Below are 14,239 nucleotides of genomic sequence, written 5' to 3' on the forward strand. Positions count from 1 at the left end.
GGCGCAGCAACGACGCCGCGCACGAGGCTGCAATCAAGGACAAGAGGCTCCCATTGAAACCAGAAACCGCTGGCAAAACGGGCATTGCGGGCACACTGCCGACGGTGGTGGCGCTGCTGGTCGGCTTTGGGCTGATGCAGATGGGGAACACGCTGCAAGGCACGCTGCTGACCGTGCGCGGCGGCATCGAGGGATTCTCCGCGACGGAAATCGGGTTGATCGGTTCGGGCTTTTCGGCCGGGCTGGTGCTGGGATCGTTGAGGGCGGGAGCGCTGATCCGCGCGGTCGGGCACACGCGGACCTTCGCGGCGCTGGCCTCGCTGGCGTCGGCGGCCGCCCTGCTCCACCTGATGATCGTGGACCCGATCGCTTGGGTGGTCTTCCGCACCATGACCGGATTCTGCTTCGCCGGCCTGTTCATGGCGGTGGAAAGCTGGCTGAACGGTGCGGCGACTCCGGCCATCCGGGGGCAGATCCTCGGCCTGTACAGCATGACCGGGCTGATTTCCGGCGTGGCGGGGCAGCTGCTGCTGCCGGTTGCGAATCCGGCGGGCTTCATGCTGTTCTGCATCGCGTCGGTCATCATCTCGCTGGCACTGGTGCCAGTGACGGTCTCGCGCGCCACCGCGCCGAACCTGGGCGAGGAGCAGGCCGGGCTGGACCTGCGCAAGCTGTACCGGCAGTCGCCGTTCGGGCTTGTCGCCGCCTTCCTGTGCGGGATCACCACGGGGGCGTTCTTCGCGCTCGGCCCCTATTACGCGCAGAGGCTGGACTTTTCGGAGACGGGCATCGCCGTCTTCATGGCCTGCGCGACGCTGGGCGCCTTCGCCACCACCTGGCCGTTCGGCTGGATTTCCGACCGGATGGACCGGCGGATCGTGGTCATCGCGATCGCGCTGGGCTCCGCGCTGATCCTGGGAGCGACGGTGCTGGCCGTGCCGGAGCGGCTGCCGCCGCTGCTCACCTACGTCCTGGCCTTCGCCTTCGGCGGGCTGATCCTGCCCACCTACAATGTGGTCGTCGCCCATGTGAACGACGCGGTCACGCCGCAGGAGTTCGTCGCCGCGTCGGGCGGCCTGCTGATCGTCCAGGGCACGGGCATGGCGACCGGGCCGGTGCTGGGCGGCTTCGCCATGTCCTACCTGGGAAACGATGGGCTGGCGTGGCTGATCGTCGCCGCGCAGGGGCTGATCGCGCTGTGGGGCTTCTATCGGATGACCCGCCGCGCCGCGCCGGAGGTGAAGGAGCATTTCCCCGCCATGCCCGTGTCCCCGGTGGGCACGCAGCTGATCGAGGCGACGCAACGCGCTTCATAGCTAGCAAAAATGGGGGCCGGTTTGGGATCGGCCCCCACCACCTTCCAAGCGGCATTGCGGATCCCGTCATTCCTCTGTACATAGTGCCCCGCCAGATGGCCGGATGGCCGCCTTCGACACAGCCGTCGGGGGAGGAAAGTCCGGGCTCCACGGAAACACGGTGCCGGCTAACGGCCGGCGGGGGCGACCCTAGGGAAAGTGCCACAGAAAGCAAACCGCCAGCGGTCCTCGGGCCGCGGTAAGGGTGAAAGGGTGCGGTAAGAGCGCACCGCGCCCCTGGCAACAGGGGCGGCACGGTAAACCCCACCGGGAGCAAGACCGAATAGGGGCGGCACGGCCCGCAGTTCCAACCTTTCTTTGATTGGCTGGGACTGTATGGGGCCAAGCGCGTTTCCGCGCCGCCGCCCGGGTTGGTCGCGAGAGGCGCCGGGCAACCGGCGTCCCAGATGAATGGCCATCCACCAGGGCAACCTGGGGACAAAACCCGGCTTACAGGCCATCTGGCGCTTATCCCATCCATTCCTAGCCCGTTCGGGGTGGCGCCCTGCCCCGAAATCGCGGGGTTTTGCCCTGCCCCCCAAAACTTTCCCCAGGATCATCCACAGCCGGTGGATAACTGTGGGGCGTTTTCCCATGCCGTCCCATGCCAGACCCGTATCCACCCCCCCTGCTGGGTAGGCCTTTGGGAGGGTGCGATTCGGACTTAGGCAAAGTTATTTCACTATAGATTCGGGTCGGATTTTAGGAACATTCGGCGAACCGCCCGAGTCGCAGTTATCCACAGGTGTGCATAACACCGGAACTCTGCGACATTTCGCCGATTCCGTTCACCTATTTGCGCCGAAGCAACACATCGGGTGAAAAGTCTTGACACTGGTATCTGATTACTGGCGGGGCCGTTGACGCCCATGCCGTCCCATGCTATCCCAAGAATGCCCAGTTTAGGGGGAGACCTACCCATCCCGGGTAATCCGAGCGGGCAGGTTTTGGGCAAAGCGACACGCGGACCACGCGACGGCGGGGTCTCACGCAACGGGGAAGCTGGGGGAGTTCACCGGGCCTATGGCCGTTTTCCTTTCCACATACGTCAACAAAGTTGACAGGAAAGGTCGCTGCTCCATCCCGGCGCAGTTCCGGCAGTCGCTTGCCAAAACGTCGGCCCCCGGCACCGTCTATCTCTGGCCCTCGCTGAACCATCAGGCGCTGGAAGGCGCCGATCAGGATTATCTCGACGTGCTCTCCGACAGCCTTGAGTCCCCCGACCTGGACGCGGACGAGCGCGACATGATCGAGACCTTCATCTTCGGCAAGCTCATCCCCGTGTCCCTCGACAACGAGGGCCGAATCGTCCTCCCCAAGGAGCTTGCCGAGTTCGCCGGCATCGGCGAGGAAGCCGCCTTCATCGGCCGCCGCAAGACCTTCCAGATTTGGGAACCGAACGCGCTGAAGGCCCACGAGGCCGCGCTGCGCGACCAAGTCGTGCGCAAGGACATCTCGCTGAGCCAGATCGTCGCCAAGGCCTCGCGCGGCGCCGCCGGCCGGGCAGGGGAGGGCGCATGACCGACGCCCCCATCCATGTTCCGGTTCTGCTGAACGAGGTCGTCGCCGCCCTCGCCCCGCGTGACGGCGGCGTCTATGTGGACGGCACCTTCGGGGCGGGCGGCTACACCCGCGCCATCCTGGAGGCGGCGAACTGCCGCGTCTGGGGCATCGACCGCGACCCCCAGGCCATCGAACGCGGCCGCCAGCTCGCGGCCGCCTACCCCGGCCGGCTGGAGATCGTGGAAGGCCGATTCGGCGATATGGGTTCCCTGCTGGCCGCGCGCGGAGTCGAGTCGGTGGACGGCGTGGCGCTGGACATCGGCGTGTCCTCCCCGCAGATCGACGAGCCGGAACGCGGATTCTCCTTCCGCTTCGACGGCCCGCTCGACATGCGCATGGGACGGGATGGGCCAACCGCCGCCGACGTGGTCAACACCGCCGAGCAGGACGAGCTGGCCGACATCATCTTCCATTATGGCGAGGAGCGGATGGCCCGCCGGGTCGCCCGCGCCATCGTGGCCGCGCGCAAGGACGCGCCCATCGAACGCACCCGGCAGCTGGCCGAGATCGTGCGGTCGGTGGTGCCGAAGGGGAAGGGCGACGCCATCGACCCGGCGACGCGCACCTTCCAGGCCCTGCGCATCCATGTGAACGACGAGCTGGGCGAACTGCGCCGGGGCCTCGCGGCGGCCGAGTCGCTGCTGAAGCCCGGCGGGCGGCTCGCCGTCGTCTCCTTCCATTCGCTGGAGGACCGGGAGGTCAAGACGTTCCTGAAGGAGCGTTCCTCGCCCCCGCCCTCCCCGTCCCGACACGCGCCGACCGCCCCGGCGGACGCCCGCGCTCCATCCTTCCGCCTGCTGTCGCGCAAGCCCATCGGCCCGACCGAGGCGGAAGCATCCAGCAACCCCCGCGCGCGCTCTGCCCGGCTGCGCGCGGCTGAACGCACGGCGGCGCCGACCTTCCCGGCGCCCGGCAGGGAGGCGGCATGAAGTACAAATCCGCGCTGTTCTGGGGCGGCCTGATTGCCGTCGCGGGAGTCGTCACGTTCCAGACCAGCTACGAGGTCCAGGAACTGGAGGAGAAGCTCGGCTCGCTGAACCGCAAGATCATGGCGGAGCAGGAGGCGATTCAGATCCTCAAGGCCGAGTGGAGCTATCTGAACGACCCGATGCGCCTGGAGAACCTGTCGCGCCAGCATCTGGCGTTGCAGCCGACCGAGGCGCGCCAGTTCGTGGCGATGGACGTGGTTCCCATGCGCCCGGTCCCCGTGCCCGAGGTCGAGCCCGCGCCGTCCCTGATTCCGAAGCCGAGCGTCATCCCGGCCCCGCTGCCGCCGATGGCGTCGAACCCGGCCAAGCCCGCCGCCGGGGCGATCATCCCAGCCTCGGCCACCCCGGCCCGCCCCGCCCCGATCAAGCCGTCGGCGATCATCCCGGCCTCGGCCAAGGTCCCTGCCCTGCCCGCGCAGGCGCCCGCCGCCGCCCCGGTCGTCAAGGCGCCGCCCCCGCCGGTGGTGACGACGAAGCCGACCGACATCGCCGCCCGTCCGTCGGCGGCGCCCAAACCCTTGACGGCCCCCGCCGCCCGGCAGCCGCAGCCCGCTTCCAACACCGTCCCGCCGCAGCACGACAGCATCGGCGTTCTGGTCGCCCGCCTGGGAGCCAATCGATGACCCTTCAGCCGCCCGGCTACGACAACGCCTACACGCCGCCCCCGGTTTCACAGCCGAGGACGTCGCTGGCGGTCGCGCTGGAGCAGAGCCGGAACCGGCTGATGGTGACGGCGGCGATGGTCGCCCTGGTCTTCTCGGCCATCGGCGTGAAGCTGGTGGACGCCACCCTGTTCAGCCGCGCCGCCGAACCGCGCCAGCGCCTCGCCGCCGAGGTGGACGCGCCGCCGGTCAACCGCGCGGACATCGTCGACCGCAACGGCAACCTGCTGGCGACCTCGCTCACCACGCAGTCGCTCTACGCCGACCCCAAGCTGATCAGCCGGCCGGACGAGGTGGCGCGCAAGCTGACGCAGGTCCTGCCGGAGCTGGACTACAAGGATCTGCTGGGCAAGCTGAGCGACGAGAAGAAGCGCTTCGTCTGGATCAAGCGCAACATGCCGCCGAAGCAGCAGGCCGCCGTGCACCGGCTGGGCCTGCCCGGCGTCTATTTCGAGCGGGAGGAGCGCCGCTTCTACCCGGCGTCGAACCTGACCTCGCACATCGTCGGCTTCACCGGCGTGGACAACAACGGCCTTGCGGGCATGGAGCAGTCGCAGAACAAGCGCCTGACCAACGACCCGCACCCGCTGCAACTGTCCATAGACTTGCGCCTTCAGCACATCCTTAAGAAAGAGTTGCAGGCGACTGTCGAAGAATTCAACGCCATCGGCGCCGCCGGTGTCGTCTACGACGTGCGCACGGGCGAAGTGATGGCGATGGTCTCGCTGCCCGACTTCGATCCGCACGATCCCACGGGACTGGACCCGGACACGTTGTTCAACCGGGCGACGCTCGGCGTGTACGAGATGGGCTCCACCTTCAAGATCTTCAATACGGCGATGGCGCTGGACACGGGCAAGATGCGCGTGTCCGATTACTTCGACGCGTCGAAGGGCATCTCCATCGGCCGCTTCACGATCAGCGACTATCACAACATGCACCGCGCGCTGACCATGGCGGAGGTGTTCCAGCACTCCTCCAACATCGGGTCCGTGCGCATGGCCATGCAGGTCGGCGTGCCGGGGCAGAAAGCCTTCATGACCAAGCTGGGCTTCACCCGACCGACCGGATTGGAACTGCCGGAGAACGGCTGGCCGCTGGTGCCGAACCCGTGGCGCGAGATCAACGCCATGACGATCTCCTTCGGCCACGGCATCTCGGTCAGCCCGATGCACACGGTCGCGGCGGCGGCGGCCATGATCAACGGCGGCGTCATGCACCAGCCGACGATCCTGAAGCGCGATCCCAGCCTGCCCGTGCCCGGCGATCAGGTGGTGTCGCCGCAGACCTCCGACATGATGCGGCGCCTGTTCCGCTTCGTGGTGACGGAGGGCACGGCGAAGGGCGCCGCCGCCCAGGGCTACGTCGTCGGCGGCAAGACCGGCACGGCGGACAAGCAGAAGGGCCGCCACTACCAGAAGAACTCGCGCATGTCGTCGTTCCTCGGCGCCTTCCCGATGCACGACCCGAAATACATCGTGTACGTGCTGGTGGACGAGCCGAAGGGCACCAAGAAGACCTACGGCTTCGCCACCGGCGGTTGGGTCGCCGCCCCGACGGCGGGCCGCATCGTCCGGCAGATCGGTCCGCTGCTGGGCGTGCAGCCGGTCAACGAGACGGCACCCGAGATCCTGAACGCCACCTACATCAACTCCGCCGGCCAGACCCAGATCGCTCCGCCGCAACCCGTCGCCCAACCGAAAGGCAGTACCGTTGCTTCTGTCCCACCTGCTGCTGGCAACAAGCCACGCTGAAGCCACGACGCTTCAGGCCGATCCGGACGTGACCGGGCTGACCGCGGATAGCCGCGCGGTCAGGCCCGGTTTCGTGTTTGCGGCCCTGCCCGGCGTCAAGGTGGACGGGCGCGCCTTCATCGCCGACGCGGTCGCCAAGGGCGCCGTCGCGGTGGTGGCGCCGAAAGGGACGGAAGCGCCTTCGGGAGCGGTGCTGATCGAGGATGAGCAGCCACGCCGGGCGTTCGCGCTGATGGCGGCGGCCTTCCATGGGGCGCAGCCGGAGACGGTGGTGGCCGTGTCGGGCACCAACGGCAAGACCTCCACCGTGCAGTTCGCGCGGCAGATCTGGGACCTCATGGGCCAGAAGGCCGCGAGCCTCGGCACGCTGGGGCTGATCGGGCCGGGCCTGGAGGCCTATGGCGGGATGACCACGCCGGACCCGGTGTCGCTGCACCGCGATCTGGCCGCTGTGAAAAATGCGGGGATCGAGCGTCTGGCCATGGAGGCGTCGAGCCACGGGCTGGAGCAGTTCCGGCTGGACGGGGTCCGGCTGAAGGCGGCCGGCTTCACCAACCTGACCCGCGATCATCTGGACTATCACGGCACCATGGAGGCGTATTTCGACGCCAAGGCCATGCTGTTCGACCGGGTGCTGGCGACGGGCGGTGCCGCGGTGCTGAACGCCGACAGCGACACCTTCCGGAAACTATCCGAGATTTGTTCACAACGCGGTCACCGCGTCTTCGGGTACGGTCTGGCCGGTCGCGAGTTGCGGGTGAACGGGGTCGAACCGCTGGCGCATGGACAGCGTCTGGACCTTTCCGTGCTCGGCCGCGATCTCACCGTGGACCTGCCGCTGGCGGGCCGGTTCCAGGCCTGGAACGTGCTGTGCGCGCTGGGTCTGGTGATCGGATCCGGGGCGGACCGTGATGAGGCCTTGGACACCTTGACGCGTCTGGAAGGCGTGCCGGGGCGTCTGCAACACGTCGCCACGCACCCCTGCGGGGCGACGGTCTACGTCGATTACGCCCACACGCCCGACGCGCTGGAAACGGTGCTGACGGCGCTGAAGCCGCACGCCCAGCGCCAGCTGGTGGTGGTGTTCGGCTGCGGCGGCGACCGCGACCGGGGCAAGCGTCCGGTGATGGGCGAACTGGCCGGCCGTCTGGCCGACCGCGCCATCGTCACCGACGACAACCCGCGCACCGAGGATCCGGCCGCCGTCCGCAAGGAGGTGCTGGCGGGGTCCCCGGCGTTGGAAGAGATCGGCGACCGGCGCGAGGCCATCCGCGCCGCCGTCCGTGGTTTGCGGGCCGGTGACGTCCTGGTCATCGCCGGCAAGGGCCACGAGCAGGGACAAACCGTCGGCACCGAGGTCCGTCCGTTCGACGACGCGACCGAGGCACAAGCCGCCGTAGCGGAGGTTGGAGCATGAGCGAGACGATCCTGTGGACCGCCGAGGACGCTGCTGCCGCCACCAACGGGCAGGTGACGCGCCCGTGGGCCGCCACCGGCGTGTCCATCGACAGCCGCAAGGTGGCGCCGGGCGACCTGTTCGTCGCCATCAAGGGGCCGAATTTCGACGGGCATGACTTCGTCGCCAAGGCGCTGGAATCCGGCGCCGCCGCCGCCATGGTGAGCAGCGTCCCGGCCGGGGTGCCGGGCGACGCGCCGCTGCTGGCGGTCGAGGACACCCTGGCGGCCATGGCCGACCTGGGCAACGTCGCGCGGCTGCGCACGCAGGCCAAGGTGGTCGGCGTCACCGGGTCGGTCGGCAAGACCGGCACCAAGGAGACGCTGCGCCATGTCCTGTCCGCTCAAGGCCGCACCTTCGCGACCGAGGGCAGCCTGAACAACCACTGGGGCGTGCCGCTGTCGCTGGCGCGCATGCCCGCCGACAACCAGTTCGGCGTGTTCGAGCTGGGCATGAACCACGCGGGCGAGCTGGGGCCGCTGTCGCGGCAGGTGCGGCCGGACGTCGCCCTGATCACCACGGTCGAGGCGGCGCATCTGGAGTTCTTCGACTCCGTCGAGGCCATCGCCGACGCCAAGGCCGAGATCTTCGAGGGCATGGACCCCAACGGGGTCGCCGTGCTGAACCGCGACAACCCGCATTACGGGCGCCTGCTGGCCGCCGCGCGGACGCAGGGCCTGAGCCGCATCTGGAGCTTCGGCAGTCACGAGGACGCGGAGGCGCGTCTGGTCGAATACTCGCTGCACGCGACCTGCAGCGCGGTGACCGCCGTCATCAAGGGCGAGCGCATCCAGTATTGCCTGGCGCTGCCCGGCAAGCATTGGGTGATGAACAGCCTGGGCGTGCTGCTGGCCGTCAGGGCGCTGGGCGCCGACGTGGCCGCCGCTGCGCGCGCGCTGTCCACCATCCAGCCGGTCAAGGGGCGCGGCACGCGCAAGCGCATCCAGGGGCCGCGCGGCGCCTTCACCCTGATCGACGAGAGCTACAACGCCAGCCCGGCGGCGATGACCGCGACGCTGGAGGTTCTGGGCAAGATCGACCCCGGCGCCGGCGGCAAGCGCGTCGCGGTGCTGGGCGACATGCGGGAGCTGGGCGACCGCGCCGACGCGCTGCACGCCGCACTGGCCGAGCCGCTGAAGGCCGCGCATGTGGACGCGGTCTATGTCTGCGGCCCGCACATGCGGGCGCTGTTCGACCGTCTGCCCGCCGCCATGCGCGGCGCGTGGAAGGAGAGCAGCGCGGACCTCGCCCCCATCGTCGCGGACGCCGTCAAGGGCGGCGACGTGGTGCTGGTGAAGGGCTCCGCCGGCAGCCGCACGGGTTTGGTGGTGGAGGCACTGGCCGCGCTGGACACCCAGCAACAGGACAAGAACGACGGCACGCCGCAGCAGGCTGCGGTGAACGGACAAAGAGGCTGACCGGTTTATTATGCTTTACAACTTGCTCTTCCCTCTGGCGGACGTGTTCACGCCGTTCAACCTGTTCCGGTATCTGACCTTCCGGACGGGCGGAGCGATGCTGACTGCGCTCGTCATCAGCTTCATGTTCTTTCCGCGCCTGATCGCGTGGCTGAAGAGCAAGCAGGGTGAAGGCCAGCCGATCCGGTCCGACGGGCCGGAGACCCATTTCAAGAAGAAGGGCACGCCCACCATGGGCGGCCTGATGATCCTGATCGCCGTGACGACCAGCACGCTGCTGTGGGTGGACCTGACCAACGTCTACACCTGGATCGTGCTGTTCGTGACCATCGGCTACGGTCTGATCGGGTTCGGCGACGACTATCTGAAGCTGACCAAGCGCAACACCAAGGGGCTGTCGGGCCGCTTCCGCCTGGGCTGGGAGATCGCCATCGGTCTGGCCGCCTCGCTGGCGATCATGCTGGTGTCGAACCCGCCGCTGTCCGGCGGGCTGGCCGTGCCCTTCGTGAAGGATTTCCTGATCCAGCTGTCCTGGTTCTTCGTGCCGCTGGGCGCCTTCATCATGGTGGGCGCGTCGAACGCGGTGAACCTGACCGACGGTCTGGACGGCCTTGCCATCGTGCCGACGATGATCGCGGCGGCCTGCTTCGGCCTGATCGCCTATCTGACCGGCAACGCGATCTTCGCCAACTACCTCCAGATTCATCATGTGCCGGGCGCGGGCGAGCTTGCCGTTTTCTGCGGGGCTCTGGTCGGTGCGGGCATCGGCTTCCTCTGGTACAACGCGCCGCCCGCCATGGTGTTCATGGGCGACACCGGGTCGCTCGCCCTCGGCGGGGCTCTCGGAGCCGTCAGCGTGGTCACCAAGCACGAGATCGTGCTGGCGATCATCGGCGGCCTTTTCGTGTTGGAGACCGTGTCGGTGATCGTCCAGGTCGCCTCCTTCAAGCTGACCGGAAAGCGGGTGTTCCGCATGGCGCCCCTGCACCATCACTTCGAGAAGAAGGGATGGGCGGAGTCGACCGTGGTCATCCGCTTCTGGATCATCGCGTCCGTTCTGGCCCTGGTCGGGCTGTCCACCCTGAAGCTGCGGTGATCCACCCATGATCAACCTTTTCTACATGGACGGCCTGCCGGTTGCGGTGATGGGGCTCGGGAAGTCGGGCCTCGCCACGGCGGAGGCGCTCGCGCGCAGCGGCGCCGACGTGTGGGTCTGGGACGACAACGAGGCCGGCCGCAAGACGGCCGAGGCGAAGGGCTACCGCGTCGTCGATCTGAACACGGCGGACCTGTCGGAGCTGACGACCGTCGTCTGGTCGCCGGGCATTCCGCACACGCACCCCAAACCCCACCCGGTCGCCGTGCGGGCGCGCGAGGCGGGGCTGGAGATCGTCTGCGACATCGAGCTGCTGGCGCGCTCCGAGCGCGACGCGGCCTACATCGGCATCACCGGCACCAACGGGAAGTCCACTACGACGACCCTGGTCGGCCACATCATGGGGAACGCCGGGCGCAAGGTCGCGGTCGGCGGCAACCTCGGCACGCCGGCGCTGACCTTCGAGCCCATGGGGGGCGGCGGCAGCTACGTGCTGGAGATGTCCAGCTACCAGCTGGAGCTGACCTTCTCGATCACCTTCGACGTGGCGGTGCTGCTGAACATCACGCCGGACCATCTGGCGCGGCACGGCGGCATGGATGGCTACGTCGCGGCGAAGAAGCTGGTCTTCCACCGCCAGACCAAGCCGCGCACGGCGGTGATCGGCGTGGACGATGCGCATTGCCGCAGGATTTACGAGGATCTGGTCGCGGCCGGCGATCAGCGCATCTGGCCGATCTCGGCCGAGGGGCGCGTGCCGGGCGGCGTCTACGCCGATGCCGGCGGACTGATCGACGACACCGAGGGCAACGCCGAGCGCGTGGCCGACCTCGCGAGTTTCCCGGCGCTGCTGGGCAAGCACAACTGGCAGAACGCCGCCGCCGCCTTTGCGGCGTGCAAGGCGGCGGGCGTGCCGGTGCCGGCCATCGTCGCGGCCATGGCGACCTTCCCCGGACTGGCGCACCGCCAGCAGCTGGTGCGGACCATCACGGACGTGCGCTTCGTCAACGACAGCAAGGCGACCAACGCCGACGCCACGGAAAAGGCGCTGGCGACCTTCGACCCGATCTACTGGATCCTGGGCGGCCAAGCGAAGGACACCGGACTAGCGGGGCTGGAGCCCTACATGGACCGGGTGCGGCACGCCTTCCTGATCGGCGAGGCGACCGACCTGTTCGCCCAATGGCTGGAGACCAACAAGGTGCCGCACACCCGCTGCGGCACGCTGGACGTGGCCGTGCGGGAGGCGGCGCAGATGGCGCTGGCCGAACAGCGGCCGGGCGCCTGCGTGCTGCTGTCGCCGGCCTGCGCGTCGTGGGACCAGTTCGCCAATTTCGAGAAGCGCGGCGAGGCCTTCGCCGAGGCCGTGAACGCTCTTGAGGGGGGTGCGGCCCGATGATGACCTTCGACCGCACCGACCAATCCGTCTTCGGCCGCTGGTGGTGGACCGTGGATCGCTGGCAGCTGGGCGCGCTCGCCCTGCTGATGGCGATCGGCACCGTGCTGATCACGGCGGCGAGCCCGCCGGTGGCGGAGCGCATCGGCATCCAGGACACCTTCTATTTCGTCGAGCGGCACCTGATGATGCTGGTGCCGGCCATCGCCATCATGTGCGGCGTGTCGCTGCTGAGCCCGCGCGGCGTGCGCCGGGTGGCGCTGGTCGTTTTCCTGATTTCGGTGGCGCTGGTCTACGCGACGCTGGTCGTCGGCGTGGAGATCAAGGGTGCGCGGCGCTGGATCCACGTCCCCGGCATGTCGATCCAGCCGTCGGAGTTCGTGAAGCCCGCCTTCGCGGTGGTCGGGGCGTGGCTGTTCTCCCTGTCGCGCACCAACCCCGGCTTTCCCGGCACGGCGGTGTCCATTGCGCTGTACGCCGTCACCATCGGCGGCCTGCTGCTTCAGCCGGACCTGGGCATGACGGTGGTCGTGTCGGTGGTCTGGTTCTCGCAGTTCTTCCTGGCCGGACTGAACATCATGCTGGTGGTCGGCCTGGGCGTCGCGGGCGTGGCGGGCCTCGTCGGCGCGTATTTCACGCTGCCGCACGTGACCAGCCGCATCAACCGCTTCCTCGACCCGGCCAGCGGCGACACCTATCAGGTCAGCCGCTCGCTGGAAGCCTTCGGCAACGGCGGGCTGCTGGGCACCGGCCCCGGCCAGGGCACGGTGAAGTTCTCCCTGCCGGACAGCCACGCCGACTTCATCTTCGCCGTCGCGGGCGAGGAGATGGGGCTGATCTTCTGTCTGGTGGTGGTGGCGCTGTTCGCCTTCATCGTGCTGCGCGGCTTCGCGCGGGTGTTCAACGACACGAACTACTTCGTGCTGCTGGCGGCGAGCGGCCTGCTGATCCAGTTCGGCTTGCAGGCGGCGATCAACATGGGCTCCGCCCTGCACCTGATGCCGACCAAGGGCATGACGCTGCCCTTCATCTCCTACGGCGGCTCGTCCTTGCTGGCGCTGGGCTTCGGCATGGGGATGGTGCTGGCACTGACTCGCAAACGCTTCGGCCCGGCGGAGTAAGGACCCATGGCAGCCGAACCCACCAGCACCAAGCCGATCATCCTCGCCGCCGGCGGCACCGGCGGGCACTTCTTCCCCGCCGAAGCGCTGGCGCGGGAACTGCTGGCGCGCGGACGCGCGGTCACGCTGGTCACCGACAAGCGCGGGCACGCGTTTGGGGATTCCCTGCCGGAGGTGCCCGTGCACCGCATCCGCTGCGCGGCACCCGGCGGCGGTCTGGTCGCCAAGATCGGGGCGGCGTGGCAGATGGGCCTGGGGCTGCTGAGCGCCAACGCGCTGATGCGCCATTTGGAGCCGGCGGCGGTCGTCGGCTTCGGCGGCTATCCGTCGGTGCCGACCGTCTACGCGGCGGCGCAGAACCGCGTGCCGGTGCTGATCCACGAGCAGAACGCGGTATTGGGTCGCGCCAACCGGATGCTGATCGCGGCGGCGCGGCGTCTGGCGGTGGCCTTTCCCGAGATCACGATGATCAAGGACGATCATCGGGCGAAGATCGTGCGGACCGGCAACCCGGTGCGCCCGGCGGTGGCGGCCAAGCGCAGTGCCGATTATGCGGCGCCGGCCGGTGATGGTCCGATCCGCATTCTGGTGATGGGCGGCAGCCAGGGAGCGCGCGTCTTCTCCGAAGTCATTCCGGAAGCGCTGGGCCGTCTGCCCGAGGCGGTCCGCAGCCGCATCCATCTGGCGCAGCAGTGCCGGCCGGAGGATCTGGAGGCGGCGCGCGCCCGCTATCAGGGCATGGGCCTGGGCGGGCTGGAGCTGGAGAGCTTCTTTCGCGACGTGCCGGAGCGGCTGGCGGCCTGCCACCTCGCCATCACGCGCGCGGGCGCTTCGACCATCGCGGAGCTGACCTGCATCGGTCGGCCGGCGCTGCTGGTGCCCTACCCGCACGCCATGGACGACCACCAGACCGCCAACGCCAAGCAACTCGCCTCGGCGGGTGCGGCGTGGCTGATGCCGCAGACGGAGTTCACCGCCGACGCGCTCGCCGCGAAGCTGGGCGAACTGCTGGGGTCGCCGGACGAGCTTGCGCGCGCCGCATCCGCCGCGCATGGCTGGGGCATGGCCGACGCGGCGAGCCGGCTGGCCGACGCCGTGCTGGCGATGATCGACGAACGCAACGGTGCCAACGGCAACCACGCCAACGCCAAGGAGGCCGCGGAATGATCAAGGGTACGCGCAGCAACCTCTCGCGTCGTCGCACACCGCGTCCCTTGCAGGACTGGCCGGCGGACATGACCCGCACCGAAGGCGCCTGGAGCAACCGGCCCTGGTGCCCGCTTCTGCCGCGCGAGGTCGCCGCCAACGGCTTCCTGCGCGACCGCCTTCACATCGTCACCGGGGCCGTGCCCCTGCCCCCCGGCCTGTCCGACCAGGCCGTGGACGCCACCCTCAGCCTGATGCTCCGCCGCGGAAAGTAAAGATCACC

General features: G+C 68.8%; 12 protein-coding genes and 1 other RNA gene. All 13 read left to right on the forward strand.

The window, feature by feature from the left end; translation table 11 throughout:
- Positions 1-53: 53 nt before the first annotated feature.
- Positions 54-1,316: an MFS transporter gene (locus tag J2852_RS22920; RefSeq protein WP_246499924.1), complete on the forward strand. Its 1,263-nt coding sequence runs from the start codon at positions 54-56 to the stop codon at positions 1,314-1,316.
- Between the two features lie 91 nt (positions 1,317-1,407).
- Positions 1,408-1,824: RNase P RNA component class A (gene rnpB / locus J2852_RS22925), an RNA gene on the forward strand.
- 554 nt (positions 1,825-2,378) lie between these two features.
- On the forward strand, positions 2,379-2,876 hold the full coding sequence (locus J2852_RS22930) for a division/cell wall cluster transcriptional repressor MraZ (protein WP_209880229.1): 498 nt from the start codon (positions 2,379-2,381) through the stop codon (positions 2,874-2,876).
- Positions 2,873-3,847 (forward strand): 16S rRNA (cytosine(1402)-N(4))-methyltransferase RsmH, encoded by a 975-nt coding sequence (gene rsmH, locus J2852_RS22935; RefSeq protein ID WP_209880231.1) that lies wholly within the window; start codon positions 2,873-2,875, stop codon positions 3,845-3,847. Before J2852_RS22930 ends, rsmH begins: the two co-directional genes overlap by 4 nt.
- On the forward strand, positions 3,844-4,530 hold the full coding sequence (gene ftsL, locus J2852_RS22940; protein WP_209880233.1) for a cell division protein FtsL: 687 nt from the start codon (positions 3,844-3,846) through the stop codon (positions 4,528-4,530). Before rsmH ends, ftsL begins: the two co-directional genes overlap by 4 nt.
- A complete protein-coding gene (locus tag J2852_RS22945) occupies positions 4,527-6,323 on the forward strand; it encodes a peptidoglycan D,D-transpeptidase FtsI family protein (protein ID WP_209880235.1) in 1,797 nt (598 codons plus the stop codon). The genes ftsL and J2852_RS22945 overlap by 4 nt, the downstream gene beginning before the upstream one ends.
- Positions 6,283-7,740 (forward strand): UDP-N-acetylmuramoyl-L-alanyl-D-glutamate--2,6-diaminopimelate ligase, encoded by a 1,458-nt coding sequence (locus tag J2852_RS22950; protein ID WP_425514402.1) that lies wholly within the window; start codon positions 6,283-6,285, stop codon positions 7,738-7,740. The genes J2852_RS22945 and J2852_RS22950 overlap by 41 nt, the downstream gene beginning before the upstream one ends.
- A complete protein-coding gene (locus tag J2852_RS22955) occupies positions 7,737-9,197 on the forward strand; it encodes a UDP-N-acetylmuramoylalanyl-D-glutamyl-2,6-diaminopimelate--D-alanyl-D-alanine ligase (RefSeq protein ID WP_209880236.1) in 1,461 nt (486 codons plus the stop codon). The genes J2852_RS22950 and J2852_RS22955 overlap by 4 nt, the downstream gene beginning before the upstream one ends.
- Positions 9,198-9,207: 10 nt before the next feature.
- Positions 9,208-10,293, forward strand: coding sequence for a phospho-N-acetylmuramoyl-pentapeptide-transferase (gene mraY / locus J2852_RS22960; RefSeq protein ID WP_209880238.1), 1,086 nt, complete (start codon positions 9,208-9,210; stop codon positions 10,291-10,293).
- Positions 10,294-10,300: 7 nt separating this feature from the next.
- Positions 10,301-11,692, forward strand: coding sequence for a UDP-N-acetylmuramoyl-L-alanine--D-glutamate ligase (gene murD / locus J2852_RS22965; RefSeq protein ID WP_209880240.1), 1,392 nt, complete (start codon positions 10,301-10,303; stop codon positions 11,690-11,692).
- Complete coding sequence (ftsW, locus tag J2852_RS22970) at positions 11,689-12,810, forward strand: putative lipid II flippase FtsW (protein ID WP_209880242.1); 1,122 nt, start codon at positions 11,689-11,691, stop codon at positions 12,808-12,810. Before murD ends, ftsW begins: the two co-directional genes overlap by 4 nt.
- Before the next feature lie 6 nt (positions 12,811-12,816).
- A complete protein-coding gene (gene murG, locus J2852_RS22975; RefSeq protein WP_209880244.1) occupies positions 12,817-13,977 on the forward strand; it encodes an undecaprenyldiphospho-muramoylpentapeptide beta-N-acetylglucosaminyltransferase in 1,161 nt (386 codons plus the stop codon).
- A complete protein-coding gene (locus tag J2852_RS22980; RefSeq protein ID WP_209880246.1) occupies positions 13,974-14,231 on the forward strand; it encodes a hypothetical protein in 258 nt (85 codons plus the stop codon). Before murG ends, J2852_RS22980 begins: the two co-directional genes overlap by 4 nt.
- Positions 14,232-14,239: the final 8 nt, after the last annotated feature.

This window comes from Azospirillum soli, assembly GCF_017876165.1.
Lineage (GTDB): Bacteria > Pseudomonadota > Alphaproteobacteria > Azospirillales > Azospirillaceae > Azospirillum > Azospirillum soli.

Bases quoted from the DNA above. Each gene is read 5' to 3' on its own strand.
- ftsW (WP_209880242.1), top strand. From the start codon at position 11,689: ATGATGACCTTCGACCGCACCGACCAATCCGTCTTCGGCCGCTGGTGG.
- rsmH (WP_209880231.1), top strand. From the start codon at position 2,873: ATGACCGACGCCCCCATCCATGTTCCGGTTCTGCTGAACGAGGTCGTC.
- J2852_RS22945 (WP_209880235.1), top strand. From the start codon at position 4,527: ATGACCCTTCAGCCGCCCGGCTACGACAACGCCTACACGCCGCCCCCG.
- ftsL (WP_209880233.1), top strand. From the start codon at position 3,844: ATGAAGTACAAATCCGCGCTGTTCTGGGGCGGCCTGATTGCCGTCGCG.
- J2852_RS22980 (WP_209880246.1), top strand. From the start codon at position 13,974: ATGATCAAGGGTACGCGCAGCAACCTCTCGCGTCGTCGCACACCGCGT.
- J2852_RS22955 (WP_209880236.1), top strand. From the start codon at position 7,737: ATGAGCGAGACGATCCTGTGGACCGCCGAGGACGCTGCTGCCGCCACC.
- murD (WP_209880240.1), top strand. From the start codon at position 10,301: ATGATCAACCTTTTCTACATGGACGGCCTGCCGGTTGCGGTGATGGGG.
- J2852_RS22930 (WP_209880229.1), top strand. From the start codon at position 2,379: ATGGCCGTTTTCCTTTCCACATACGTCAACAAAGTTGACAGGAAAGGT.
- mraY (WP_209880238.1), top strand. From the start codon at position 9,208: ATGCTTTACAACTTGCTCTTCCCTCTGGCGGACGTGTTCACGCCGTTC.
- murG (WP_209880244.1), top strand. From the start codon at position 12,817: ATGGCAGCCGAACCCACCAGCACCAAGCCGATCATCCTCGCCGCCGGC.